The organism is Trichocoleus sp. FACHB-591, from assembly GCF_014695845.1.
In the GTDB taxonomy this organism is placed as follows: Bacteria; Cyanobacteriota; Cyanobacteriia; order FACHB-46; family FACHB-46; genus Trichocoleus.
This window is the reverse complement of record NZ_JACJPA010000101.1, coordinates 1-24,770: the sequence shown is the minus strand read 5'-3', so window position 1 is coordinate 24,770 and position 24,770 is coordinate 1. Positions and strand designations below refer to the sequence as shown.

At 47.1% G+C, this 24,770-nt stretch carries 22 protein-coding genes; 13 read left to right on the top strand and 9 right to left on the bottom strand.

From position 1 onward, the window contains the following. Positions 1-10: 10 nt before the first annotated feature. The 3 genes from H6F90_RS20020 to H6F90_RS20010 all read left to right on the top strand — a co-directional run bounded on the left by H6F90_RS20020 (position 11) and on the right by H6F90_RS20010 (position 4,945). Positions 11-2,785, top strand: a complete 2,775-nt coding sequence (locus H6F90_RS20020) for a PAS domain S-box protein (RefSeq protein WP_190554032.1) — start codon at positions 11-13, stop codon at positions 2,783-2,785. 204 nt (positions 2,786-2,989) lie between these two features. After that, positions 2,990-3,208: an ATP-binding protein gene (locus tag H6F90_RS20015; protein WP_199296057.1), complete on the top strand. Its 219-nt coding sequence runs from the start codon at positions 2,990-2,992 to the stop codon at positions 3,206-3,208. A 162-nt stretch (positions 3,209-3,370) separates the two neighbouring features. Continuing rightward, complete coding sequence (locus H6F90_RS20010; protein ID WP_190554030.1) at positions 3,371-4,945, top strand: response regulator; 1,575 nt, start codon at positions 3,371-3,373, stop codon at positions 4,943-4,945. Positions 4,946-4,951: 6 nt separating this feature from the next. Here H6F90_RS20010 and H6F90_RS20005 read toward each other — a convergent pair whose 3' ends face one another. After that, positions 4,952-5,896, bottom strand: coding sequence for a hypothetical protein (locus H6F90_RS20005; RefSeq protein WP_199296056.1), 945 nt, complete (start codon positions 5,894-5,896; stop codon positions 4,952-4,954). A gap of 348 nt (positions 5,897-6,244) precedes the next feature. Between H6F90_RS20005 and hppD the strand changes: the two genes are divergently transcribed. The 3 genes from hppD to H6F90_RS19990 are packed head-to-tail and all read left to right on the top strand — an operon-like array spanning position 6,245 to position 9,453. Further along, on the top strand, positions 6,245-7,333 hold the full coding sequence (hppD, locus tag H6F90_RS20000; protein ID WP_190554029.1) for a 4-hydroxyphenylpyruvate dioxygenase: 1,089 nt from the start codon (positions 6,245-6,247) through the stop codon (positions 7,331-7,333). A gap of 6 nt (positions 7,334-7,339) precedes the next feature. Continuing rightward, complete coding sequence (locus H6F90_RS19995; protein WP_190554028.1) at positions 7,340-8,497, top strand: homogentisate 1,2-dioxygenase; 1,158 nt, start codon at positions 7,340-7,342, stop codon at positions 8,495-8,497. A 44-nt stretch (positions 8,498-8,541) separates the two neighbouring features. After that, positions 8,542-9,453: a hypothetical protein gene (locus H6F90_RS19990; protein ID WP_190554027.1), complete on the top strand. Its 912-nt coding sequence runs from the start codon at positions 8,542-8,544 to the stop codon at positions 9,451-9,453. A gap of 8 nt (positions 9,454-9,461) precedes the next feature. On the opposite strand, the gene H6F90_RS19985 is transcribed toward H6F90_RS19990, so the two are convergent. Then, positions 9,462-11,519 carry a cupin-like domain-containing protein gene (locus H6F90_RS19985; RefSeq protein WP_190554026.1) on the bottom strand — a complete coding sequence of 686 codons (2,058 nt, stop codon included), beginning with the start codon at positions 11,517-11,519 and terminating at the stop codon, positions 9,462-9,464. A 234-nt stretch (positions 11,520-11,753) separates the two neighbouring features. On the opposite strand from H6F90_RS19985, the gene H6F90_RS19980 reads away from it, so the two are divergent. Next, the gene (locus tag H6F90_RS19980; protein ID WP_242024553.1) at positions 11,754-13,838 is read left to right on the top strand and encodes an AMP-binding protein; all 2,085 of its coding nucleotides are present in this window, start codon (positions 11,754-11,756) and stop codon (positions 13,836-13,838) included. Between the two features lie 45 nt (positions 13,839-13,883). Further along, positions 13,884-15,053 carry a pyridoxal phosphate-dependent aminotransferase gene (locus H6F90_RS19975; protein ID WP_190554025.1) on the top strand — a complete coding sequence of 390 codons (1,170 nt, stop codon included), beginning with the start codon at positions 13,884-13,886 and terminating at the stop codon, positions 15,051-15,053. 23 nt (positions 15,054-15,076) lie between these two features. Here H6F90_RS19975 and H6F90_RS19970 read toward each other — a convergent pair whose 3' ends face one another. The 6 genes from H6F90_RS19970 to H6F90_RS19945 all read right to left on the bottom strand — a co-directional run bounded on the left by H6F90_RS19970 (position 15,077) and on the right by H6F90_RS19945 (position 20,696). Next, positions 15,077-15,733, bottom strand: a complete 657-nt coding sequence (locus tag H6F90_RS19970; protein WP_190554024.1) for a hypothetical protein — start codon at positions 15,731-15,733, stop codon at positions 15,077-15,079. An 11-nt stretch (positions 15,734-15,744) separates the two neighbouring features. Then, on the bottom strand, positions 15,745-16,929 hold the full coding sequence (kbl, locus tag H6F90_RS19965; RefSeq protein ID WP_190554023.1) for a glycine C-acetyltransferase: 1,185 nt from the start codon (positions 16,927-16,929) through the stop codon (positions 15,745-15,747). A 54-nt stretch (positions 16,930-16,983) separates the two neighbouring features. After that, the gene (locus tag H6F90_RS19960; RefSeq protein ID WP_190554022.1) at positions 16,984-17,955 is read right to left on the bottom strand and encodes an NAD-dependent epimerase/dehydratase family protein; all 972 of its coding nucleotides are present in this window, start codon (positions 17,953-17,955) and stop codon (positions 16,984-16,986) included. A 51-nt stretch (positions 17,956-18,006) separates the two neighbouring features. Beyond that, a complete protein-coding gene (locus tag H6F90_RS19955) occupies positions 18,007-19,380 on the bottom strand; it encodes a cysteine desulfurase-like protein (protein WP_242024552.1) in 1,374 nt (457 codons plus the stop codon). Beyond that, on the bottom strand, positions 19,337-20,011 hold the full coding sequence (locus H6F90_RS19950) for a 2OG-Fe dioxygenase family protein (RefSeq protein ID WP_190554021.1): 675 nt from the start codon (positions 20,009-20,011) through the stop codon (positions 19,337-19,339). The genes H6F90_RS19955 and H6F90_RS19950 overlap by 44 nt, the downstream gene beginning before the upstream one ends. A gap of 532 nt (positions 20,012-20,543) precedes the next feature. Then, the gene (locus H6F90_RS19945; RefSeq protein WP_190554020.1) at positions 20,544-20,696 is read right to left on the bottom strand and encodes a hypothetical protein; all 153 of its coding nucleotides are present in this window, start codon (positions 20,694-20,696) and stop codon (positions 20,544-20,546) included. 371 nt (positions 20,697-21,067) lie between these two features. On the opposite strand from H6F90_RS19945, the gene H6F90_RS19940 reads away from it, so the two are divergent. The 3 genes from H6F90_RS19940 to H6F90_RS19930 all read left to right on the top strand — a co-directional run bounded on the left by H6F90_RS19940 (position 21,068) and on the right by H6F90_RS19930 (position 22,674). After that, a complete protein-coding gene (locus H6F90_RS19940) occupies positions 21,068-21,931 on the top strand; it encodes a cyanophycinase (RefSeq protein WP_190554019.1) in 864 nt (287 codons plus the stop codon). Between the two features lie 99 nt (positions 21,932-22,030). After that, positions 22,031-22,252: a DUF4327 family protein gene (locus H6F90_RS19935; RefSeq protein WP_190554018.1), complete on the top strand. Its 222-nt coding sequence runs from the start codon at positions 22,031-22,033 to the stop codon at positions 22,250-22,252. 182 nt (positions 22,253-22,434) lie between these two features. Further along, positions 22,435-22,674, top strand: coding sequence for a Calvin cycle protein CP12 (locus H6F90_RS19930; protein ID WP_190554017.1), 240 nt, complete (start codon positions 22,435-22,437; stop codon positions 22,672-22,674). Here the strand turns inward: H6F90_RS19930 and H6F90_RS19925 are convergent. Continuing rightward, positions 22,671-22,838: a hypothetical protein gene (locus H6F90_RS19925; RefSeq protein ID WP_304941008.1), complete on the bottom strand. Its 168-nt coding sequence runs from the start codon at positions 22,836-22,838 to the stop codon at positions 22,671-22,673. The two genes, H6F90_RS19930 and H6F90_RS19925, sit on opposite strands and share 4 nt — an antisense overlap. A gap of 291 nt (positions 22,839-23,129) precedes the next feature. On the opposite strand from H6F90_RS19925, the gene H6F90_RS19920 reads away from it, so the two are divergent. Both H6F90_RS19920 and H6F90_RS19915 read left to right on the top strand, forming a co-directional pair. Further along, entirely contained in the window at positions 23,130-23,726 is a 597-nt protein-coding gene (locus tag H6F90_RS19920) for a pentapeptide repeat-containing protein (protein ID WP_190554016.1), read from the top strand. A gap of 105 nt (positions 23,727-23,831) precedes the next feature. Further along, positions 23,832-24,635, top strand: a complete 804-nt coding sequence (locus tag H6F90_RS19915) for an ADYC domain-containing protein (protein WP_190554015.1) — start codon at positions 23,832-23,834, stop codon at positions 24,633-24,635. The last annotated feature ends 135 nt before the right edge of the window (positions 24,636-24,770 follow it).

Genomic DNA, 24,770 nt, shown 5'->3' with positions numbered 1-24,770 from the left:
AACTTGGGTAATGGCCAGAGCAAAGCAGTTGCTGCAATCAGAGTATAGTGTTGCAGTGTTGGCAACCCTATTCGCTCTATTATTGCGATTCTTGCTAACGCCACTGCTACGCGAAAACGCTCCACTTTTGGTTTTCGTCTTGCCCATCATGTTTAGTGCTTGGTACGGCGGGTTCCGAGCAGGGCTACTTGCAACCGGATTATGCACGTTATTCGGAACTTATTTCTTTATCCCCCCGTATTTCAGCTTACAGGTTACGGATGCGGTTAACCTAACCCGAATTTCAATCTTTGTCTTTGAGGGTCTATTCATTAGTTGGCTCAGTCAATCTTTACGAAGTGCTAGACAAAGGGCTGAAAAGGCTTTTGCGATCCTGAAAGAGAGTGAGGAGCAATACCGTCTTCTGGTAGAGGGAGTCCAGGACTACGCCATCTTTGGACTGGATGCTAACGGATACATTACCAGTTGGAACAGTGGCGCAGAAGTACTGAAGGGATATAAGGCCGCAGAAGTCTTGGGTCATCATTTTTCGATCTTTTATCCAGAAGCAACGATCGCTCAAAACAAGCCTGCTCATGGGTTGCAAGTTGCAATTGCAGAAGGACACTATACAGACGAAGGTTGGCGGAGACGCAAGGATGGTTCGTTGTTTTGGGCGAGTGTGGTGATTACTGCCCTCTACAATGAGGACCAGAAGCTATATGGTTTTTCTAAAGTCACTCGCGACATTACAGAACGTAGGCGTAGTGAGCAAGCCTTGCAAGAGAGCTATAACTTGCTGGAGCGGGTGCTTGAAGAAACGGCAGATGCGGTGTTTGTCAAGGATCTTCAGGGAAAATATCAACTAGTTAACTCGGCAACAGCACGTGTTTTTGGTAAGCCAAAGACAGAAATTTTAGGAAAATCCGATCTAGAGTTAATTCCTTTGAAGCAGGCGATCGCGCTGCAAAAGATCGATCGCTCTGTGATAGAAACAGGCATCTCTCAAGCCTCAGAAGAACCCCTTTTAGTAGCAGGCGAGGTCCGCATATTTCTCACAAGCAAAGATCCTTGCCGTGATGCTGAAGGAAACATCGTGGGTGTGATTGGGGTAGCGCGGGATCTAACGGAACGCATCCAAGCGGAGATGGCTCAGCGGCAACTACTCAAAGACCTGTCAGATGTAAAATTTGCTCTGGATCAAGCCGCAATTTTAGCCACCACAGATAGTCATGGCGTGATCACAGAGGTAAATGATCAGTTTTGTCAAATCTCGCAATTTAGCCGAGCTGAATTGATTGGCCAAACTCATCGCCTAATCAACTCTGGCTACCACTCTCAAGAATTCTTTCGGCAGCTCTGGTCCACGATTACCCAGGGAGAAGTTTGGCAGGGAGAGATTCAGAACCGAGCCAAGGATGGCACCAGCTATTGGGTTGACACCACAATCGTGCCGTTTTTGGATGAATCAGGTAAGCCGCTGCAATATCTCGCGGTTCGGTTTGATATCACGACTCGCAAGCAAGCAGAAGCCAAACTGAAACGTTCAATTCAACGACTAGAAGCCGTACATCAGATTGACCAAGCAATTCTAAGCCTAGAGGCTCCATCTGCGATCGCCCATTCCGCTCTATCTCACCTGAGCAACGTGCTGCCTTGCAACCAGTCGGCTGTGGTTCTGTTTGACATCGAAACCGCTGAACTTCAGATCCTAGCTGGAGCAGTTGCCAATGATGTGGCGGGAACTGTCCTCCCGATTAGCGATCGCTTTCCAATTGCCATGCTATGGGATCGAGAACCGATTTGGTATGTCCAAGACCTAGCAGATTTGCCGCAACGCTCCGTGGGCTTAGAGCAAATCCTGACCGCTGGATACCATAGCTTTCTGGCGATCGCCCTCACCGTTGAGAACTCTGTTTTAGGAGATTTGATTTTATTGGCTCAGGCAAGGGATGCCTTTAGTGCTGAAGATCAACAAATTGCTCAAGAAGTGGCAAGTCAGCTGGCGATCGCGATTCAGCAAACTCGATTGCGAGACCAACTTCGGGGTTATACCAATCAACTAGAACAACGAGTGGCAGAACGCACCACGGCTCTCGAAGAAGCAATTGATGGCTTAGAGACTTTTAGTTATTCTGTGTCCCACGATTTACGGGCTCCCCTACGATCTATGCAGGGTTTGTCTCAAGCCCTGTTGGAAGATTACGGCGATCGCCTGGATGCCATAGGGCAACGGTACGCTCAGGAAATTTCGGCTTCTGCCCAACAAGCGGACCAGCTAGTCAACGATTTGCTAGATTATGGGCGCTTGTCGCGAGCTGAGATTATTGTTCAACCGCTCAACCTAACTGAATTGGTAACGACAGTACTGGAAAAAACAGCAGCTGAGTGGCAAGCCCGACCCGCAATGGTGACAGTGGATCAGCCACTGCCAGAGGTGATGGGCCATCGGCTCACCCTGATTCAAGCTTTGCTGAATCTCTTGAATAATGCCGTGAAATTTGTCCCCGAAGACAGACAGCCTCAGATTCACATCTGGGCAGAATTGCGGTCTGGATGGGTGCGGCTGTGGATCGAAGATAACGGTATTGGCATTGCGCCTCAATATCATGAGCGGATTTTTCAAGCCTTTGAGCGATTGCACACCAGGCAGGCTTATCCGGGGACAGGCGTAGGGCTGGCGATCGTCCGCAAAGGAGCTGAGCGTATGAGAGGGCGAGTGGGAGTTGAGTCAGCTTTGGGACAAGGGAGCCGCTTTTGGTTAGAGCTGCAAGCAGCTCAGGAGAGCAGCACCGCTGAGTCTTGATTTATTATTTGTTCGTAGAAATAATTATCCTTTGAAGGATGGAGCGCATTAGGACAGCCAATAGATATTGTGGTTATCAATGACAACTAGGGCGATCGCCTGCTGGCAGAACGCGAGCTACACCCTATTAAATTTGTGTCTCCTGGCATACAGCCACAGGTAAGGATATGGACCGAATATCGGGATCAGTAGGTGTGCCTGTGGGTGGAAGATAACGGCATCGGGATCGCTTCCGAAAACCACAATCGTATTTTTGGTAGATTCGAGCGCCTACATGTCGAAGAAACTTATCTTGGTACTGGCATTGGATTATCCATTCTGCGGCGTGCGTTGGAGCGGATGCGTGGGCAGACTAATGTGGAGTCTAATTTGGGCACAGGCAGTCGCTTTTGGTTTGAATTGCCAGCCCCCGCTGAGTTCTAATATGATTCAGTGTCAATTAATACAAGAAAATATATTGAGTGATTTCTTTAACAAGCAGTACAGTCTTAAGGTTGATTTCCAGCTTGCCTGCTAACGCTGTAACCTGATCTTTAGCTTTTCGCCTATTCCCTCGTCCACCCTGCGCCACCCGCTGAAATTGTAATGCTCCGTGTCTTGCTGATTGACGATAATCAGGGCGATCGCCTACTCGCCATTCGTGAATTGAAGAAAACGTTTTTCGATTTGCAAGTTCAAGAAGTTGGCGAAGCGAGTGAGTTTACCCAAGCTCTGGAGGCAGGAGAGTTTGATTTGGTCGTGACTGACTACCAACTGCGTTGGAGCAACGGCTTAGAAATCCTGCAAAGTATAAAACTTTGCTACCCCCACTGCCCTGTAGTGATGTTTACTAATAGTGGCTCTGAGGAAGTGGCTGTCAGAGGCATGAAGCAGGGCTTGAGCGACTATGTGCTAAAGGGCAAGCCATTATATCGCTTGGCTATTGCCGTACAAGAAAGCTTAGACAAAGAACGGCTCCGCCGGGAGTACGAAGAAACGCTAGAGCAACTGAGGCTTTCAGAAGAACGGTTCCGCCAGCAAGCTAAAGAACTAGAGGAAGCCAATCAACTCAAGGATGAGTTTCTCGCAGTGCTGTCTCACGAGTTGCGATCGCCCTTGAACCCGATTCTAGGCTGGGTCCAAATCCTCCGCAGCGGTAAGTTAGATGCAGACAAAGTGAACTACGCTCTAGAAACGATTGAGCGTAATGCTAGACTCCAAACTCAATTAATCGAAGATTTATTGGATATTTCCCGCATTTTGCGCGGCAAACTCCACTTAAACAGTACGGCGGTTGACCTAGTGCCCACCATTGAGGCCGCCCTAGAGAATATCCGTTTAGCGGCTGAAGCTAAGCATATTCAACTTACGACTCGCTTAGAACCACGAGGTAAATTTATCGCTGGAGATGTAGCTCGCCTGCAACAGATTCTCTGGAATTTGCTTTCTAATGCGATTAAATTTACGCCGACTGGAGGCAAAGTTGAAGTTTGCTTGGAGTATGTTGATCTAGAGGCCAAAATCACAGTCAACGATACAGGCAAAGGAATTAACCCGGAGTTCCTACCGCATGTATTCGACTACTTTCGCCAAGCTGACAGCTCTACCACTCGCAACTTTGGCGGCTTAGGTCTAGGATTAGCGATCGTTCAACACTTAACAGAGATTCATGGTGGCAGGGTGCAAGCTGCGAGTTTAGGGGAAGGTCAAGGTGCCACTTTTACGGTGCTGTTACCTTTGCTGACCACAGATGCAGAAGGGGGTGGAACGGCAGTTCTGGTTGATCAATCTTCCAATTTGCAAGGAGTCAAAGTGCTCGTAGTAGACGATGAGCCGGATAACTTAGAGCTGGTTCATTTTGTTCTGGAAGATGTAGGCGCAACAGTGATTGCAGTATCTTCAGCACGAGCTGTATTGGAGCTATTACTAGAATTCCAACCCGATGTTCTGGTCAGCGATATTGGGCTACCCGAAATGGATGGGTATGCTCTATTGCGAGAAGTTCAGGCTTTGACCTCACAACTGGGAAGAAGTCTCCCTGCGATTGCGCTGACCGCTTATGCGGGTGAAGTCAACCAACAACAAGCGATCGCCGCTGGATTTGAGATCCATCTAGCAAAACCCATTGACCCCCTTGAGTTGATCACCGCGATCGCGAACTTATCCAAGAGAGAAGGATAGGTTCACTTATATCTTTTTGCTGCCAAGTTCTTGTCCTGTCTGGGGCTCAGGTTTTGATAGCTTATTTGATAGCTTAGGTTCTGGTAAGAGCTGCATGGCTTGCAGTCCAGCGATTGGTTCTACAAAAGAGCAGGAGCCGAAGGAGCGGAAGCTCTGTTTACGGGCGATCGCTAGTTCTCGCAGGCTGAGCTGATGTTGGTTCCAACGAATAGCGTTGTCTGTTAGTAGAAACTGATCAACCGACTGTTCTTGCAGCAAGCTTAAAGCCGCTTCTGAAGTAATCTTTTGCCAATAGACTAAGGCTGAAGCCAGTGCCACATTTAGGAAGCCAGGCATCGCTGTGACCTCACTCTCTGGTTCGTAGGTCAACGGGTACTCGCCAGGTATGGGGTGATGGAGACCCGCAGTGGCCTTGAAGGAGACTTGAGCTTGAGCACAGGCAAAGATAAATTCGTAGAGCTGTGCTGTACTGGGAAAGGCAGCCGCAGTTATCCCACCAGTCCGAATTTTGGCAGAGGCTCCTTGATGGTGTAACACGTTTAAGTAAGGAGTTAAATCCTGATCCAGAGGAATTTCAAAAAAGGTTTCTACTTGTGGCAGTAGATCGAGAGCGACAATCTCAGTTGCTGCTAAGGGAGGAAATTCTAGAGCTTGGAGGGCGATCGCAGGGTTATGAGCCGCTAAAGATTGAACTCGACTGAGAACAGGCTCAAAATCCTGAGAAATAATGATACTAAGCGGCCACTGGGCGAGCGGGAAGGTAGCTAAGAGAGCAATGAATTCTTCTAGGTGTGAGGCGGGTAGGACGAATCGCCCCAGCATCCAAGCGTCAGGAGAAGCGCGATATTGAGCATAATTCGCCATTGCTGCTTTTAGGCTCAACTGAGCGGGTGGAAAGAGACCTGCATAATCTACGATCGCTGAAAGAAAGGTATTAACTGATGACAGCATCTAGAGTTACCTCAAATACGGATTATCTTCGAGGTGGTTTAGATGTCCGTACTCAACCTAATTGCCTTGTCAAAAATTAACCCTTGAGACGGACCAAAAATAAAATCTATAATCTTACTATAGGGTTAGTAGCAAGTAAGCTGCAAACCACAGAACCCCTCTCAGGACGAGTCTGTATTCTGACGCTGCATTGACAGAAAACATCTCCGATTTAAGTAATGAGATCGCTCCAGTGAATAAAGGTAGGTAAGGTCGAGCGCCTTTTATCAGCTGGAATAGTCATGGATTTTGGTGTGAGGAGTGGGAGCGGTGCGCTGCGGTAGAAGCGGCTGGTCAGGAGGAATCCCCATGCATGATATTTGCCCCATTAAACGCTTTGATCACCTAGAATTCTACGTGGGTAATGCCAAGCAAGCAGCGCTCTTTTATGCTGATTGCTTTGGCTTTAGCAATACTGCTTATCGGGGATTAAGTACCGGAAGCCGCGACGTTACCTCCTATGTTATGGAGCAAGGAGAAATTCGTTTAGTCCTAAGTAGCGCTCTGCACCCAGATCACGCGATCGCGCAGAGCGGGCTAAAACATGGCGATAGTGTGGCAGTGATTGCTCTAGAAGTACCAGATGCAGAGAAAGCCTTCTGGGAAACAACATCTCGTGGAGCTAGAGAAGCGATCGCACTGACTGAGGAGCAAGACGAGCAAGGGGTGTTTCGCTACGCTGCTATTCACGTCTACGGAGATACGCTGCTTAAGTTTGTTGAGCGCAGCCAATACCAAGGATTTGCTCCTGGTTTCGCTATGCGTCAGCAGGCTCATCAACGGGTTGGTGCAGGGCTAACCGCGATTGATCATGTCGTCGCCAACGTAGAATATGGCGCAATGGATCGCTGGGTGCAGTTCTTCAGCGATACGCTGGGCTTTGAGCTATTAATGCACTTTGATGATCAGGCAATTTCTACAGAATATTCTGCTTTGATGTCGAAAGTGATGCGCGATCGCACAGGCAAAATTAAGCTCCCCATCAACGAACCCGCCCACGGCAAGCGCAAATCACAGATTGATGAGTTCTTGGAATATCACCACGGACCTGGGATTCAGCATATCGCTTTAGCAACTAACAACATTATTGAAACAGTCACCCAACTAAAACGCTCTGGCGTTGAGTTTCTCCAGACTCCCTCTACCTATTACCAAAACTTAGCCTCCCGTGTCGGTGCTCTAGAAGAACCGATTGATCAACTTGCTCAGTTAGGCATTCTGATCGATCGCGACTCTGAAGGCTATCTCCTCCAGATCTTCACCCAGCCTGTCCAAGACCGCCCCACCCTCTTCTTTGAAATCATTCAGCGCCACGGAGCACAGGGATTTGGTGAAGGTAACTTTAAAGCACTGTTTGAAGCGATCGAACGAGAACAAGCGCTGAGGGGAAATCTTTGAGAAGTTATGAGCTACTACTACAAACTAGGAGCAATTCCCCATAAACGGCATACGCAGTTCCGTCAACCGGATGGCTCGCTTTATCACGAAGAATTGATTAGTGTCCAAGGGTTTTCGGGGGTGCAATCTTTGCTGTACCACTTGCGGCCACCAACTCAGGTTTATAAGGTGTTATCTCATCAAGACACCAAGATTGTTCATGAGGAGTCGAGTGCCTTGCGGCATCGTCATTTACGCACCGCAGATGTCACAGCAGGTGGAGATGCGATCGCGGCTCGAATTCCTTTACTAGGGAATGCTGATGTCTGTATTTCTGTCGCTCGACCAACAGAGCCAATGTCTTACTGGTACCGCTTTGCTCACGGAGATGAGGTGATCTTTATCCATCAGGGTACAGGGGTATTGGAGAGCCAGTATGGGGTGCTGCCTTATCGACCGGGAGATTATTTGGTAATTCCGACCGGGATACTGTGGCGGATTTTGCCAGATGCAAAAAGTGAGCAGCGGATGTTGGCGATCGAAGCTCAGGGACATATTGAGCCACCTCAGCGGTATCTGAATCGGTACGGCCAGTTTCTGGAACATGCGCCTTACTGTGAGCGGGACATTCGCCCACCCGAAGACTTAGTGGCTCACGATGAAGCAGGAGAGTTTGAAGTTCAGATTAAGGCGCAGGGTTGTATCACCCACTATCTTTATCACTACCATCCGCTAGATGTAGTGGGTTGGGATGGTCATCTGTATCCTTATGCTTTAAATATTGAAGATTTTGAACCAATTACCGGACGGGTGCATCAGCCGCCTCCGGTGCATCAAACCTTTGCGGCGGCTGGGTTTGTGATTTGTTCTTTTGTGCCGCGTCTGTTCGATTACCATCCACTCGCCATTCCTGCACCCTACAATCACTCCAATGTCGATTCGGATGAGGTGCTTTACTACGCTGCGGGTAACTTTATGTCACGCAGAGGCATCGAAGAAGCTTCCATCACTGTGCATCCTAGCGGCATCCCCCACGGTCCCCATCCCGGTATGTATGAAGGGTCGATTGGTAAAGAGCGCACTGATGAATTAGCTGTCATGATTGACACCTTCCGCCCCCTCAAGTTAACGGCTCAGGCTACGCACTTAGAGGATCTCAATTATCTCTACAGTTGGAGCGCTTAATCTGGACTTCTTAATTTTTTCTCTCTCTTCTCAGGAGAACTTCGATGATGACTACAGTTCTCAACTCGCCTACTCCTGCAATCTCTGCTCGAATACAAGAACGTTTGCAGCAAGGCCAGCTAACTCAAGACCAAGTGACCGAGTTTCAAGCTTTTCTGGCTGAAATCGATTGCCACTTTCTCCAACACCGAATTATTACAAACAATGCTTACACCCGTTGGTTTCAGCAGGGTGAAGCGACAGATGCTGAGTTACGGCATTTTATTCAGCAATTCTCGGTTTTCTCTAATCAGTTTCTAATTGCAGCGCTACAAAAAGAGATTAATGCTCCCACGCTCCAACAGTCGCGGGCGAGCCGTGAAATTCTCTTAAATGAATTAGGCGTAATCTACCGTAAGCCTGGGCAAGCGATCGCCAATCAGCCATCTTTAACCGAGGCAGAAAAAGATCGAGAAGGCGATCCAGAATTGGTCGGAACAGAAGGCACAGTAGATGGAGGAATTTGTCGTTTCCGCGCCGCTCACTTTGAATGGTTAGTGGCAGTTGCAGCCAGTTTAGAGCTGAATTTCGCGGATATTGGTAAACGTAAGCATGGCACACTAGCAACGCTACATTTCTGTGATGAGTTGATTCGACTTTACGGCAGCGACGACCCCCAAATCGCTGAAGGTGCGAGCTTTGCGGTGGAGCATTGGGCCGCAGCAGGGTTCTGGCAAGAGCTAGAAGATGGTTTGCTGAAGATTAAACAAACTCGACATCCTCAACTACCGTTAGCCTTCTTCACCTGGCACAACCGCGTAGAAGCACAACATGCAGGACATACGTTAGAAGAGATTGAAGCTGTTTACTTCAGTTCTGACTTTGATCCAGTCAAGTTTTTCCAAGGAGGTCGAGAGATTCTGGAAGCGATCGCGGTCTTTTGGGATGGCTTGGAAAGCGATCTTTACATGCAATAACCACCTGCTTAAAAAATTGTCTTGAGTAGCAAGTTATCCATCAACTTGTGATCTACCAAATATTTGACAATTGCATGCCCTGATTCCTCAAATGCTTGAATTGTGCAGTTTGGTAAGGCATTAAAGCGGCTAGCATGCAGATTGTCTAAATTCACAGTTCCAGGTGTTTCTGGATCTGGCTTTTTACCATAGAAGATACGTATATCTGGAGTATGAGGAGAAGTCTGGCAGAGTGTAGGCAAGTCAAAATAACGAACACTAGGAGGATTTGTCTCTAGGGCTTCCATGATGGAGAGCCAGCGAGTATCGCCCATTGCGATCGCTTGAGCGGAGTCTAGGCAGGACAGAGGACCAAAAGTAATGATCTGATCGGCTCCTAACAGTTGTCCAAACATAATGGCGGCATACCCACCCATAGACTGCCCAATCATAATGACTTTGCTAGGGGCAATTTGAACAATTAGTTGTTTCAGGCTATCTACAACTTCGTTAACTGTGTGTCCTAGTCCTGGGATGCCGCGCTGATACCAACTGTTGGATAAGTCTCGCACCAAAATTCGGTTGATAGGTTTAGCAGCTAACTGAGCCAATTTTTTGGTTCTGCCGTAAAAATCAAACTGAGGAAGACCATCCCAAGAGACAAAACCAAACGAAATAATTAACGGTTCCCCGGCAAAGATCTCATCTACCAGGTATGAAGCATTGGTGCTCTCAACTATCTCATTCGTGAGAGGGCCATGATTCAGGACCAAATTAGACTGCTGAGCCAGAAAAGTTGCTTGCCCTGACGCTACCTGACTACTTTGAGCCGCTTTGCCTGTCGATGATATGTCTGTCGATGAAGTGATATGAGGGTTTTGATGTGAGTATGTGTTGGGGAAGATGAAATTGGTAAATGACAGCGAGATGCTAACGTCCAGCCCTTTGACTTGATGCCACCATCCCACTGGTACGAAAATTACTTCTCCAGGTTCTAATACTGTTTCAATAATCTGAACATCTTTAAAGAGTGGATACTTTTCGTAATCTATATTCTCCAAATCTACACGACTGAAGACACCAATATCGTTGTAAACCAAGGGAGTGGCAGCGGGTGAAATTAGCCGCCAGCGCTTGCGTCCATACACTTGAGCCATCATCAAGTTCATTGGGTCGTGGTGCAACGGAGTAACGGTGCCTGCTGGCCCAAACCAAAAGAAGACTGTGCCTTTTGTGCTTTCAGGGTTCAGTAGTTCCGGAAACATGATAAAGTCCTTGAACAGACCTTTGAGGTCTTCGCGCTCAAGGTTGCCATTGTTGGCAACCATGTAGTAGTCATTACTTTCTCCACCCTGAACCACCATATCTACATATTCGCTAAGCTTGATTGCCCGCTTATATTGATTAGTATTGATTTCGTAGCTGGGGTCTGAGCTGCGACCAAATTGGATTTGTACTTCTGCTTGACCGTAATTCGTCTTTAAAAAGTCAGGAGTCCACGAGGAAAGGGCAGGCCAGTCCGCCATCATGCCTGTCAAAATAACAGGTGTGTTGGTTGCGTAATATTTTTCTAAAAATTCTTCTCTAGAGATGCGATCGCGCCGTTCAATCGTACTAAAGTTAGGAGATAGCTGTGTGAGTTGGCGTTGAATCGTCAGAATAGACTCTAGTTTACGTAGACGTTGCAGTGTTTCACTTTCTGTTTGAAAGGTTTTTTCGGTTGCAATATAGCTGACTGCCTGAGTTGCTAGGGCTGCATCAATTCCTTCGCGGACCATTGTCTCAACTAAAACAGAGTCTGGAACTTGGCGAAGCTTGTTCTCAATGATCCATTGTTTCCAAGGCTCAGAGAGATTTAAGGCCGATGAATCTGCCTGACTTGCTACAGATGTCTGTGGGATCACCTTTTGTTGTTCTAGTTCCAAAATTTTGGCAGCAAGATTCATCCGCTCTTGTACAGAGAGCTGCTCACTGGACAACATTGCCTCCAATGTTTCTATTGCTCGCTCAACTAAATTGCCAAATTTTGGTGATTGAGCAATCGCTGTGCGATCAAGATTGAGTGCTAACTGCTTTTCTGTAAACATATTAAATGTTTGTAGTCAATCTTTAACTCTTGGAAATCAAGCTTAGTAAAGCTTTAGAGGTCAGGCAGATAAGTGTATTAACATAGATGCAGAGGAGTGTTTCAAGCTTCATCATACACGCTCTAAATTTTTATTCCATTTCCTCTAAAATGACTTGAGGCTTTTCATCACTCCCCATCAGGCAGCTAGATTCAAATCTATTTTTGCAAGGGGTGAATTGCGATCGCCAAACCATTGTCCTTGGCGCAACTCCTGATCTGTGGTCTCGAAAACCACATTGCTACTCAACTTTTACCCCAGATCAATCAGTTGCTTACTGCTTTACCAACGATTGAGTGTTGGCAATATTTCACTCAACATCTTCTGAAGCCTGAGCACCCTTGGGTGCTACATCAACTCCTCTACACCGAAACTTTTGCTGATTGGGATGAAAATCAGGGGCCGCCTCCTGCTTGGTCTCCTTCTCTTGAGCAAATTCAGTCTACAAATATTGCGGCTTTGATGCGAGATCAGGCGATCGCAACCTACCCGGAACTACATGCTTGGTCATGTCAGCATCGCGATGAGTTTTGGCAAGTCATGATACGACGGTTGGGAATTCGCTTTCAGCAGAACTATACACAGATTCTGGATTTATCCCAAGGAGTTGAATCACCTCAGTGGTTGGTCAATGCTCGATTCAATATCGTGAAAAGTTGTTTCCAAGCTCCTGATAGCGCTACAGCCATTGTCTTTCAGCCGGAGGGGGGTTCTCTGGATACCCTCACCTATGGCGAACTCCGTAGTTTGGTGAATCAGATTTCCAATGGTCTCGTAGAACTGGGTTTACGGTCCGGAGATGCGATCGCTGTTGTCTTACCGATGACAGTAGAAGCAGTTGCGATTTATTTAGGGATTGTTCAGGCGGGTTGTGTGGTGGTGTCGATTGCGGATAGCTTTGCTGCACCTGAAATCGCTATTCGCTTACAGGTCGCGCAAGCAAAAGCAGTATTCACGCAAGCCTTGATTCTGCGAGCTGGAAAGCAATTGTCTCTCTATACCAAAGTCATAGAGGCACAGTCTCCAAAAGCGATCGTTCTTGCTGCTTCTTCTAACACTCAATTGCGAGCGGGTGATTTGTCCTGGCAAAATTTCCTCAGTGATCGACAGCAATTTCAGCCTATACCTACGGTTCCATCAGCTCACACCAATATCTTGTTTTCTTCTGGGACCACTGGTGAACCCAAGGCCATTCCTTGGACACAGACCACGCCGATTAAATGTGCTGTAGATGGACATTTGCATCATGATATTCATGCTGGAGATGTGGTAGCTTGGCCGACCAATCTAGGTTGGATGATGGGGCCGTGGCTGATCTATGCCAGTTTGATTAATCAGGGGGCGACCGCCTTGTACTACGGCACCCCAACGACCAGAGAGTTCGGAAAATTCATTCAAGATGCCCACGTCACTATGCTGGGTGTGGTGCCTAGTTTAGTAACAGCATGGAAAAATACTAATTGTATGAGAGGGCTGGACTGGAGCACGATTAAAGCTTTTAGCTCTACAGGTGAGTGTTCCAATTCACAAGATATGTTGTTCCTCATGTCTTTGGCAGGCTACAAACCCATCATAGAATACTGCGGTGGGACCGAGATCGGTGGAGCATACATTACTGGAACTGTAGTACAACCTTGCGCTCCTGCTACTTTTACCACTCCTGCTCTCGGTCTTGATGTTGTCATTACGGACGCAGAAGGACAGCCAGCAGAGAGAGGAGAAGCATTCATCATTCCTCCGTCTATGGGGCTCTCGAATGAACTGCTGAATCGGGATCATCATCAAGTGTACTTTGCTGATATACCTTGTTTACCTATCGTGTGCCAGGCTATAGAAGCCAAGAGTCAAAGAGGCTCTTCTCATCCCTCACCCCTCATTTCTCTTCGTCGCCACGGCGATCGCTTAGAACGTTTACCCAATGGCTACTACCGAGCCCAGGGACGAGTAGATGATGCAATGAATTTGGGTGGAATTAAGGTGAGTTCCACAGAGATTGAGCAAGTGCTGAATGAAGTTGAGAATATTTGTGAGACAGCGGCGATCGCAATTGCTCCTCCGGGCGGTGGTCCTAGTCAGTTGATTATTTATGTAATAGTTGTCCCGAATAGCTTAAAAACCAAAGAGGAACTAAAAATCTCTCTGCAAAGGGCGATCGCTCAGAATCTCAATCCTCTCTTCAAAATTCGTGATGTGGTCATGTTGGATGTTTTGCCACGGACAGCTTCTAACAAGGTGATGCGACGGGTGCTGCGTGACCAATACCGTCTAACGCCTTTATGAGGGAGATTTAGGGAGCTAGCTGATTTTTCATACAGTGAGGTAACTATGACAATATTTGCAGAACGTATGAGTCACCTAGGCACTGAATCCGCTTTTGAGGTGCTTGCTAGAGCTAAAAAGTTGGAAGCTCAGGGCAAAAGTGTGATTCATCTGGAGATTGGTCAGCCCGATTTTCCCACCCCTGCCAATATCTGTGAAGCCGCCTGCCGAGCCATGCGCGAAGGATATACGGGCTATGGTCCTGCGGCTGGTCTATTAGAGTTTCGCAAAGTAATTGCTGAATATATTGCAGCGACCAGAGATGTGGAAGTTCATCCCGATGAAGTCGTCGTCACACCCGGAGCCAAACCGATTATCTTTTTCACCATTTTGACCCTGGTGAATCCGAGAGATGAGGTCATTTATCCCAATCCAGGTTTTCCGGTTTATGAGTCGGTGATCAGTTTTGTTGGCGCTAAAGCTGTGCCTTTACCGTTACGGGAAGAAGTAGATTTTCGCTTTCGGATTGAAGACTTAGTTAGCGCTATTTCCGATCGCACCAAACTCTTAATTATTAATTCTCCTCAAAACCCCACAGGCGGGCTGTTGGCCGTAGAAGATTTAGCTGCGATCGCAGAGCTAGCCAATAAACATGATTTCTATGTGCTCTCTGATGAGGTTTATTCCCGGATGGTCTATGGCGAGAAGCATCAAAGTATTTTAAGTTTGCCAGGGATGAAAGCGCGGACTATTTTGCTGGATGGTCACTCCAAAACCTATGCGATGACAGGCTGGCGCTTGGGGTATGGTGTGGCTCCTCAGGCCATCACGGAAAAGATGGTGCAACTGATGATTAATTCTAATTCTTGCACCTGTTCATTTACGCAAATCGCTGGAATGGAAGCATTGACTGGGCCACAGGATGCGGTGGAGCAAATGATGGCTGAATTCCAACAACGGCGAGATGTGATTGTTGAAGGACTCAATGCGATCGCCGGAATCCAATGCCGCAAACCTACAGGTGCATTCTATGTGTTTCCCAATGTCAAGCAACTGCCCCTCTCTTCTGATGCGCTGGCTGATTATCTTTTACAAGAAGCAGGTGTCGCCGTCCTTTCCGGGACTGCTTTCGGTGAGTATGGTGATGGGTATTTAAGACTTTCCTATGCTAATTCTCTAGAGAATATCCATGAGGCGTTAGAACGGATTCAAATAGCGGTAGGTAAGCTTAAGTAGGCGCAACGGAAGGGGGGTGGGGGTTAGGTTTCTTCTGTAAGACGTAAGGCAGCGATGTTTTGACAAGAGAAAGTGGTTCCCCCTACACATCGACGGTGAATTAATTCTATGATCTGTCCGGCTGAATTTTTGAAAGACCACTGACACAGGCAACCATCATCCTGAGGCGCTACTGATAAGGGTACAAAGCCTTTGCTCTGCCATACTTCGGCTGCTGCATTTATATCATTGGTACGCAGGGCAACATGATGAACGGTATTTAAGCCCCGCTCTTGCAAAAGGCGATCGAGCTGATCACTAGATGCATGGGGAGCGGCTAGGACCAGAATGCCGCCGGATGGCATTAGCACTGAGAGCAAATACATCGTTAGATCAGCCGGGAAAGCGGTGAAACCTGGGCAGAAGTCTTGTGGCCATATTCCTGGCCCTTCAATGGTTTTCGCTCCATACTGAATTAAGTTGTTGGCGTATTGGGTGAGATCCACGGAGCTGGAGAACAACATCACCAAGTGATCTATAACCACCCTTTCACCAAATAAGGTGGTTACAAATGCAGCATCTAGAAACTCAGGTTGTTTGCCTGCCTCTTTGTAGAAAAGTAGTCCATCAACTTCTACATAGGGTGGTTCATGGATGCTTTGAGGCTGGTTTGCAGTGCGATCGCGAGTAGAGTATGACATAACCAATTCGCCTAAATCACGCCATGTTTTTTGCCGACTCTTGCAAACGCATCAATACACTGGTTAAGATGGGTTTGGGTATGAGCGGCAGAGAGCTGAACTCGAATGCGGGCTTGACCTTGAGGCACTACAGGATAGCTAAACCCAACCACATAAATGCCTTCTTCCAGCAGATCGTGCGCCATATCCTTGGCTAACTTGGCTTCGTAGAGCATGATGGGCACAATGGGATGGGTACCCGGTTTAATGTCGAAGCCGCGATCGCTCATCTGTTGCCGAAAGTAGCGTGTATTCTCCATCAGGCGATCGCGTAGCTCACTGGTTTCGTTGAGCAAATCTAAGACTCGAATGCTGGTGTAGGTAATGGCAGGAGCCAAGGTATTAGAGAACAGATAAGGCCGCGATCGCTGCCGCAATAGATCCACTATCTGTTTATGAGCAGCGGTAAAACCGCCAGAAGCACCTCCTAAGGCTTTCCCTAGAGTACTGGTGATAATATCTACTCGTCCCGTTACGCCACAATGCTCGATCGAACCCCGCCCCTTGGTTCCCAAAACTCCGGTACCGTGGCTATCATCTACCATGACCAAGGCATCATATTTCTCCGCTAAGTCACAAATCTGTTCTAACTGGGCAATCTCTCCATCCATGCTAAAAACGCCATCTGTCGCAATCAGCCGAATTTTAGCGGTCTGAGCCTCTTGCAGAGCTTGTTCTAGTTCCTGCATATCACCGTGTGCATAGCGATACCGCTTAGCTTTGCACAGCCGAATGCCATCAATAATGCTGGCATGGTTTAGGGCATCGCTGATTATCGCAGACTCGGCATCAAGAATGGTCTCAAATAATCCTCCATTCGCATCAAAACAGGAGGTGTAGAGGATCGCATCCTCCGTGCCCAAGAATTCTGAAATCCGAGCCTCCAGCTCTTTATGAATCACCTGAGTACCACAGATAAAGCGCCCCGAGGAAAGGCCAAACCCGTACTTGGCAATTCCCACCTGCGCCGCTGCGACGACATCAGGATGATTAGCCAATCCCAAGTAATTATTGGCGCAAAAATTCAGTACTTCCCTGCCAGCTCGAACTGCAATTTCAGCTCCCTGTGGCGTTGCCAGCACTCGCTCTTCTTTACTTAAGCCCGATTGGTGGATCTCATCTAGGAGGGTTTGAAAAATAGCTTTGGAGGTAAACATGACCAAATTAAAACGAATTAAAACGAATTAAAAAGTGTTAATGAAAGTCAAAAGTCAGCTTCTCACGGCTGGCTTTTGGCTTGTGACTTCTATCCTTTGCGAGAGCTTTTCTAACATATCCACCACGATCGCCGATAAGTCATATTGATGCTTCCAACCCCAATCGGCTCTTGCACGTGAATCATCAATCACAGCAGGCCAAGAGTCTGCGATCGCTTGACGAAAATCCGGTGCGTAGTGGCAGGTAAAGTGAGGAAGATGTTTTTGAATTTCAGTAACCAATTCGGCAGCAGAGAAACTCACGGCAGTAATGTTGTAGCTGGAGCGGATTTTAATCGAGTTTGAATCAGCAGCCATTAAATCTAAAATGGCACGGATAGCATCTGGTACATACATCATGGGTAGCCGAGTTTCTGGACGCACAAAGCAGGTGTAAGTACCGTGCTTGAGCGCCGCTGCAAAGATTGCTACCGCAAAATCTGTGGTGCCGCCCCCTGGCGGAGTGCTGTAGCTAATGATGCCTGGCAAACGTAAACTCCGGACATCAACGCCAAAGCGGTGCGCGTAGTAATGGCAGAGCAATTCACCTGTAACCTTAGTGATACCGTAGATCGTAGAGGGATCTTCAACCGTAATTTGAGGGGTATCTAGTTTAGGGGTGTGAGGCCCAAAGACCGCGATCGAGCTAGGAAAAAAGACTTTTAACTGATATGTTTTTGCAGCTTCTAAAATGTTTCTCAAACCATTGACATTGACATCCCAGCAGCGATCTGGGTATTGTTCGCCTTTGGCTGAGAGTACTCCGGCAAGATGATAAATCGTTTGAATCTGCTCTTGTTCGATGATCGCCTGTAGCTGCTGATGGTTAGTAACATCTAGGGTTTTATATAAGTAGGAATTGGTTTCAGGATTGGGTGGCGATCGCCCACTTTCGACGACATGTCCTACCCCATAGATCTGACGCAGAACTGTCACTAAGTCACTTCCCAGTTGCCCTTGCGCTCCAGTTACTAAGATTCTGTTCATTCCTCATTACCCCTCGTAGCCAATATTCCATAGTGGTGAGGATAGGTTTAGCTAAGATATATGTTGAGAGGATAATCTATTTGCAAAACCCACCCCTACAGGTTCGGTCATTTCATGTAATGCCTGTAGTAATCGATTGACCTCATCCATCGTGTTGTAGTGCACCAAACCAATTCTCAGTAAACCACCGCTTGCAGTCAGCCCTAGCCGCTCTATTACGCCCAAGGCATAGAAGTGTCCGTGCCAGGTAAAGATACCGCGATCGCCCAGTTGAGTCGCGAGTTCCGCAGGGGTGTAGCCCTTGATGCGGAGACCGAAAGTGGGAGTGCGCTCAGATAAGCGGCTTAGCTCGGTGATGCCATAGATGGTTAAACCAGGGATCTCCAGCAATCCCCGCAGTAATGCTTGGCTCAGCTCGGCTTCATAGGTGTGAATCGCAGATGTAACGGCAGTTAGAGCCGCCCGACGGTTTTGCCCAGACGGATCAACTCGATGTCCCAGTTCAGTTAAGTAGCTTAGGGTAGCAAGCAGACCTGCCATGCCTTCATAGTTTTGCGTCCCTGTTTCCCAGCGAGACGGCACCTCATCGGGAGCAGGCAGGACTTTGTAAGGCTGGAGGCGTGCTAAATGTTCTCGCTTGCCATATAGAATCCCTAGGTGAGGTCCAAAGAATTTATAAGCTGAGCAGACGAGAAAATCACAGTCTAAGGCTTGCACATCGATTGCGCCGTGGGGGGCATAGTGAACGGCATCTACAAACACCCAAGCGCCGACTTGGTGAGCGAGTTGAGCAATTTTAGCAACCTTATTAATGGTGCCGACAGCATTGGAGGCATAGCCAATCGCCACTAACTTGGTGCGCTCATTTAGCGATCGCGTCAGCTCCTGCCAATTCAGGGTGCAATCCTCAGAATGTATATCTACTGTACGAACCACAACTCCCTGCTCCGCTAGAGCTTGCCAGGCACAAACGTTGGCATAGTGGTCGAGGGTGGTGACAATAATTTCATCTCCGGGTTGCAGTGCCCGACCAATGGCGCGACTGATGGTGTAGGTGAGAGTGGTCATGTTGGCACCGAACACAACTTCATCACTGCCACAGTTGAGAAAGTCAGCAACCGCATCACGAGCGGCGACAATTAGCGCATCTGTCCGCTGGCTCGTAACAAAAGCACCATGAGCGTTGGCATTGGAGGTAAGCAAGTAGTCGCTGATGGCATCCACCACCGCCTTTGGGACTTGAGTGCCACCGGGACCATCGCAAAAGATAGCAGGTTGACCGTTGATTTCTTGCGTCAAGGCTGGAAACTGGGAGCGAATCCAGTTGAGGTCAAGGGCGATCATAAACGTCTCCCCATTAATGTTGATTTGGGTGGAAGGCTTATTCTGGTGGAAAGAGTCCGGGGCAAGTGAAGACGAAGACATCTCTCTCGCCATCTTCAGGAGCGATCGCGCTCACGGAGGAGGTGAAATGAAAATACTGATCGTCTCTAAATACTAGAAACTCGCCTGGATTGAGCACTTTGGTAAAGGCTGGACTACCCTGCTTATCTATGTAGAGATGTGTTTCACCGCCCTCAATTTGCATGCGATTGACAGAAAAGATACCCACTAAATCAACCCCGTCTCGGTGAATCCCTTCTGGAGCCGGATTTCCCACCTGTTGAGAAGTAGCTGTGGTTCTAATTTGATGAACCGCAACTTCTTTATGAGGAGTGCAAAGTTGGCAAAACTGGAAAAATTCCCAAATGATTTTTTGAAAGTCTTCCAGCTCAGTTAATGCATCATCCAGCTCGGCATATTCTCTCGCCACATCGCCCAATAAGGGATTGTAAGCTTTCGATTGGAATAAACGTCGATGGGGTAATTTAACCAAGCGATCGCCTTCAATTTGAAAATGAGAGAGACGCCTAAAGCGGTAATTGCCCGTTAAATAAGGATCGGGTGGCAGGGTGTCAAAGAAGGGCTTGAGTCGGTCTACCTTTACAGCTGTCACCATTTCTAGGATGTAGCTGGCTAGGCAATCAAACTCCTTCGGCTTGGATAAGTTCAGCATGTCACTTAACTTCCTCGCTTAAATTTTTCAGCAGCGTCCAGTTCTGCTAGCTTGAATCAAGCCACAGGGGTCACTAAAAATATGAGTAATGTGGTGTTGAGTCCTACAATTTGCAGGAAATCAAAGAGAGAGTAGGGAGCAAAAAGAGAGGCCAGATGTTGGATGTTCTTGCGCTGTAGCGTCAGATAAGCTTGATAAGCTTAGCCCCTCTCAAATAGCTTGACTAAGACTTGGTTGAGTGATGCGCTCTAGACTTAGAAAAGCTATCAGTAAAGCTTTTTCCAATTCTTAAGAATAACGCCTCATATTGAATGGATGCTGATTTCATTGTAGTAATACTTTTTGAATGTTGTCGATCCCTAGCCCTACTTAGATGGTTTTTTACTCAATCTTCATAACTTCTTGGCTTTGCCTATTTTTGCCAACCTAGTTTTATTTAATCAAAGTTCATAATCAAACACTTCAATTCTGAGCAGCTCCGAGATTTTTTCTCTAATCAACCTCTGCCTGAGGTAAGAACTTCAGTTAAAAATTATTCTTGGCAAGCGATCGCGTAGATCATCAATTTTGGCGATCGCTTAGCTATCAAGTGCAATAACCCTATCTTCTGCACTAAACCTACTTGTTGAGCTGGATCACTGGCTTTTATAGACAGTAGCGCCACCTTAGCAAACACAGTAGACACTGACCTATTCTCTAGAAAGATAGAGGATGGTTAATCAGTATTTTTCTGTATACCTTAATACAGATCGGTTTAATTTGAAATCATGACATAGGGCAGACGTGAGCCTGTTAGTTAGTCTGTACTCTACTTATTACAGCCTTAGAAGCTAGGCAAAGATTGCCAAGTTTTTATTCAGGTGGGCTGACAAAACCTGGTGATCGTGGTTTAGCCTTCGTCACTGTCATATCAATCAACAATGTCTCTCTTCGAGCTGTCTTTGTTCTAAACGGCAAAAACAGGCGGGGGAACTTTTGATATTCTCTTGCAATTGAGTTTTACCAGCCGTAGACCTCATTCAATTCAATCTTTAGTATTAGACGGAATTAACTCAAATGGTCATTGACATCAATCAAGTACAGATGGGAACTCATGCTCAAGCTGTTAAACAAGGGCAACTTGTCATTATCGGGGGAGCTGAGGATAAGCAGGGAGATTGCAGTATTCTGCGCGAATTTGTTCGCCGCGCTGGCAGCCGTCAAGCCAAGATTGTTGTAATGACCGTTGCAACAGAATTACCCAAAGAAGTCGGAGACAACTACATTCAAGTATTTGAGCGTCTAGGTGTTGAACAGGTTCGTGTGGTAGATACAGACAGCCGCGAGGAGGCTGAAGCTCCTGAAGCCTTGGCTGCAATTCGCGAAGCCACTGGAGTCTTTTTTACGGGCGGGCAACAGGATCGGATCACTAAATATATCAAGGGCACAAAACTAGATCGGTTGCTACATCAACGCTATGCTCAAGGGTTGATTCTGGGGGGCACCAGTGCAGGGGCAAGCATGATGTCTGACGCCATGATTGTAGAAGGAGAAGCTGAAACTCACCCCCGAATTGAGATTGTAGAAACAGATGATGGCCTCAGTTTTATGCCAGAGGCTGTAATCGACCAACATTTTGCCCAGCGAGGCCGCCTTGGACGCTTGCTATCAGCCGTGGCTGAGCAACCCCACCTGTTAGGTATTGGAATTGATGAGAATACCGCAATCATCGTTAGTGGGGGGCAACTCTCAGTGATTGGTGCGGGCGCTGTTACTATTGTTGATTTACAAGACATGGTGTACTCAAACTTACATAATCTGCTCAAAGATGAGGGTCTAGCGCTTTGTGGTGTAAAGCTGCATATCCTCCCGGATGGATATAGCTTTGACATAAAATCGCGATCGCCCCTGGTTGAAGCCAATTCTCCCAAAGCAGCGTAAACCGTTAGCTGTATTCACTAAATTTAAGGGGCAGGCTGAGTGCGGTTCTGCCCTAAAAAACATCCAAAACTATCAATTGCTGGTTTTTATAAGGCTACGATGAATCGCTCCATTCACGCCTCTATTGAAGTCATTCAAGATGAAGCTCGCTGCTTAGTCGAGCGAAGAGTGATTAGCCGTCATCAACCTATTTATGTCTTATTTCGTTATTTTCCAGTTCGAGAATGGGTAGAAGTTGAGCAGGAGCTAGAAGCTAATGACTTTCTTCTGCGAGACCCAGTGGGTGATTTGATTGGTCATGCTCAATGGAGTAATGATTAAGTATTTGCTTATAACTTTTGCTTAGTTCCTAAGCAGGGGGAAAATATCCCTACAGGAATTACGGTTTTCTCACCTGCCGATCTAATTGTGGATGTCTAGAGTAAAAGAGTTAGTTGCAGTCATAACGCTTCGCAACTACCCACTCACTCTACACAAGGGCTCTTGAAGGGCTGTCGTTGACTATGATTAATACATTAGAAGTCTCTTCTCTAGAGCAAGCCATTCAAGACGCGATCGCTCAAGCCCGGACTGCTTGCGAGTCAACTGGTAATGCTTCTGCCAATTGTGCAGTTGCTTGGGACATTGTGGAAGAACTCCAAGCTGAGCGTGCTCACCGTCAAGTGAAATCCAGCAAAACTTCTTTAGAAGTCTACTGTGACCAGAACCCAGATGCGGCTGAGTGTCGGATATACGACGTTTAATCTACCGATAAACCATCTCTAACTTGGATGATGCGACGGGTTTGGGCAGCCACATCCGGTTCGTGAGTGACAATAACAATCGTGATGCCTTGCTCATTGAGATTTGTGGGCAAGGTCATTACTTCTTCTGAGGTTTGATGGTCTAATAGCCCCAGTTGGCTCATCAGATAGTACCAAAGCGCATGCCTTAAGTCACACAGATGCTTTGAAAGATACTTCTAAGATTTAACTCTGAATTTTACTAGGGTTTAAAAATTATAAGCCTCCCATAATAAAGGCTGGGAGGCGATTTTCTATAAAGTTTAATGCGCTTTGGGATATCGCTTTATTTGTGTTTATCTTATCCGAGCGATCGCCCGATCTCCTTCCCCCATAAGGGTGGATCCACCACTATTATTCTCATCCTGGAAACATAAGCTCTAAAACATATTCCCTTGTGCTTTTGAGTAGATAAATTGTGGCATTTAGGCGGTTATAAGGTAGAGGTCAATAACAAATACCTTGAAGGATGGAGCGTTGAGCTGATTCTTGAAAAATTGCAAATGTCATCATTTTTTGACTGGAATTTGGGTTTTTCCTTTTGTAGGCATCTTTGCTACATCATCAAGAGGTTATTAACGGTGAATTCACGCTTCCTGGGTATTGTCGCGCTTACTGCTCTGAGTGTTACAGCCTTCTCCTCAAATGCAAACGCCGGTCTTGCCGTGAATGGCCTTGCCTTTAACGGAACTCAGTTAAATGGCAGCAACCTGAATGGAGTAACGCTTAATGGGATTAGCGTTAATGGAGTGAGAATGAATGGGACCTCAGTAAATGGTAGCAATCTCAATGGGAGTAATCTGAACGGTAGCAACTTGAATGGCAGCGATTTGAATGGTAGCAATTTAAATGGCAGCAACCTCAATGGTGCTAACTTAAATGGGCGTAATGTAAATGGTCAAGAAAATCAGAACGCAGCAGTGGCGGCCTCTCCAGAAACAGGCATGGTCTTGTCGAGTCCTGAGTTCACGGAGATTCAAGTTGAAGAGGGCCGTTTGGTAGGCGTTAAGTAAACAAGGTTGCTATCTAAATCACCTAATCGGGATGGAACAATGTTTCACGGTTCCATCTCGGTGAAGAAGTGAGATTGTTGGGATTGCTTGAGAAGAAGGTACTGCATGCGTATTCAGCCAATGTTGCGATCGCTGTTGCTGGGTTTGGTGTTTTTGTTTGCTTGGAGCAGCATTGCGATCGCGAGACCTACCTTTCATCCTAGTGAAAAAGATAAGGTGCCTTTGACCAAAATAGAGCTTCAAACTACTGAAATTGTAGGGTTTGATGATCAAGGTCGTCAACAGAAGTTTCAAGTGCGAAATAGTGAAGTTGATCCACATGAGCCAGAGAAAAAAACATATCTCTACACTGTTTTTTATCAGGATAATCAGCGGAACTGGCAGAACCTCTGTGAACCAGATGCAAAAGGAGTGGCTAAAGCAGTGGTATTGCAGGGTTTTTGGGATAGCCGAGGCAACTATCGCCCCAATAAGAAATTAGTGACATTTAGCTGCACCAACGGAGCTTTAGCCAAGTGCATGCAGTTCGGCTACAAACCTTGGCAAAATGTCAAAGGGCGATCGCTACGAGATTATCATTCTGCTTGTGTGCGGATGGTACGAGCAGATTATTGTGGAGATGGTGTGGCCCATACCAAAGACGGCACTCCAATCAATCTCTACGATCGCCTAGGCATTCAAAAACCGGATGTTGTACCAGAAATGCGGTTTGAGGCCGCTTGGGGCGTAAATGGAGCGCATTGTATCAACCAGGTCAGGTGGCCAGAGGCGCTAGCCTACGTGAAGCGAGTTTGCCCTAGCCGATTGGCGATAAGAGGCAATCACTGCACCTCTGCAGAACGCGCCCAACGTCACTTTCCTGATGCTCTGTTATTCAACGATTCAGCACTAAACCTTATCGGAAATTAGGACTTAGAATTATACCGTGCACCTGGAATGAGGTCGGTAGATGAAAATGACATATGCGGAACTACGAACCAAACCGCAGACCTTGTGTAGTTTAACCGGGCTCACCCCCAAAGAGTTTGAGGCTTTGTTAGAGAG

Bases quoted from the DNA above. Each gene is read 5' to 3' on its own strand.
- H6F90_RS20020 (WP_190554032.1), top strand. From the start codon at position 11: ATGGCCAGAGCAAAGCAGTTGCTGCAATCAGAGTATAGTGTTGCAGTG.
- H6F90_RS20010 (WP_190554030.1), top strand. From the start codon at position 3,371: ATGCTCCGTGTCTTGCTGATTGACGATAATCAGGGCGATCGCCTACTC.
- H6F90_RS20005 (WP_199296056.1), bottom strand. From the start codon at position 5,896: ATGCTGTCATCAGTTAATACCTTTCTTTCAGCGATCGTAGATTATGCA.
- hppD (WP_190554029.1), top strand. From the start codon at position 6,245: ATGCATGATATTTGCCCCATTAAACGCTTTGATCACCTAGAATTCTAC.
- H6F90_RS19995 (WP_190554028.1), top strand. From the start codon at position 7,340: ATGAGCTACTACTACAAACTAGGAGCAATTCCCCATAAACGGCATACG.
- H6F90_RS19990 (WP_190554027.1), top strand. From the start codon at position 8,542: ATGATGACTACAGTTCTCAACTCGCCTACTCCTGCAATCTCTGCTCGA.
- H6F90_RS19985 (WP_190554026.1), bottom strand. From the start codon at position 11,519: ATGTTTACAGAAAAGCAGTTAGCACTCAATCTTGATCGCACAGCGATT.
- H6F90_RS19975 (WP_190554025.1), top strand. From the start codon at position 13,884: ATGACAATATTTGCAGAACGTATGAGTCACCTAGGCACTGAATCCGCT.
- H6F90_RS19970 (WP_190554024.1), bottom strand. From the start codon at position 15,733: ATGTCATACTCTACTCGCGATCGCACTGCAAACCAGCCTCAAAGCATC.
- kbl (WP_190554023.1), bottom strand. From the start codon at position 16,929: ATGTTTACCTCCAAAGCTATTTTTCAAACCCTCCTAGATGAGATCCAC.
- H6F90_RS19960 (WP_190554022.1), bottom strand. From the start codon at position 17,955: ATGAACAGAATCTTAGTAACTGGAGCGCAAGGGCAACTGGGAAGTGAC.
- H6F90_RS19955 (WP_242024552.1), bottom strand. From the start codon at position 19,380: ATGTCTTCGTCTTCACTTGCCCCGGACTCTTTCCACCAGAATAAGCCT.
- H6F90_RS19950 (WP_190554021.1), bottom strand. From the start codon at position 20,011: ATGCTGAACTTATCCAAGCCGAAGGAGTTTGATTGCCTAGCCAGCTAC.
- H6F90_RS19940 (WP_190554019.1), top strand. From the start codon at position 21,068: ATGGTCATTGACATCAATCAAGTACAGATGGGAACTCATGCTCAAGCT.
- H6F90_RS19935 (WP_190554018.1), top strand. From the start codon at position 22,031: ATGAATCGCTCCATTCACGCCTCTATTGAAGTCATTCAAGATGAAGCT.
- H6F90_RS19930 (WP_190554017.1), top strand. From the start codon at position 22,435: ATGATTAATACATTAGAAGTCTCTTCTCTAGAGCAAGCCATTCAAGAC.
- H6F90_RS19925 (WP_304941008.1), bottom strand. From the start codon at position 22,838: ATGAGCCAACTGGGGCTATTAGACCATCAAACCTCAGAAGAAGTAATG.
- H6F90_RS19915 (WP_190554015.1), top strand. From the start codon at position 23,832: ATGCGTATTCAGCCAATGTTGCGATCGCTGTTGCTGGGTTTGGTGTTT.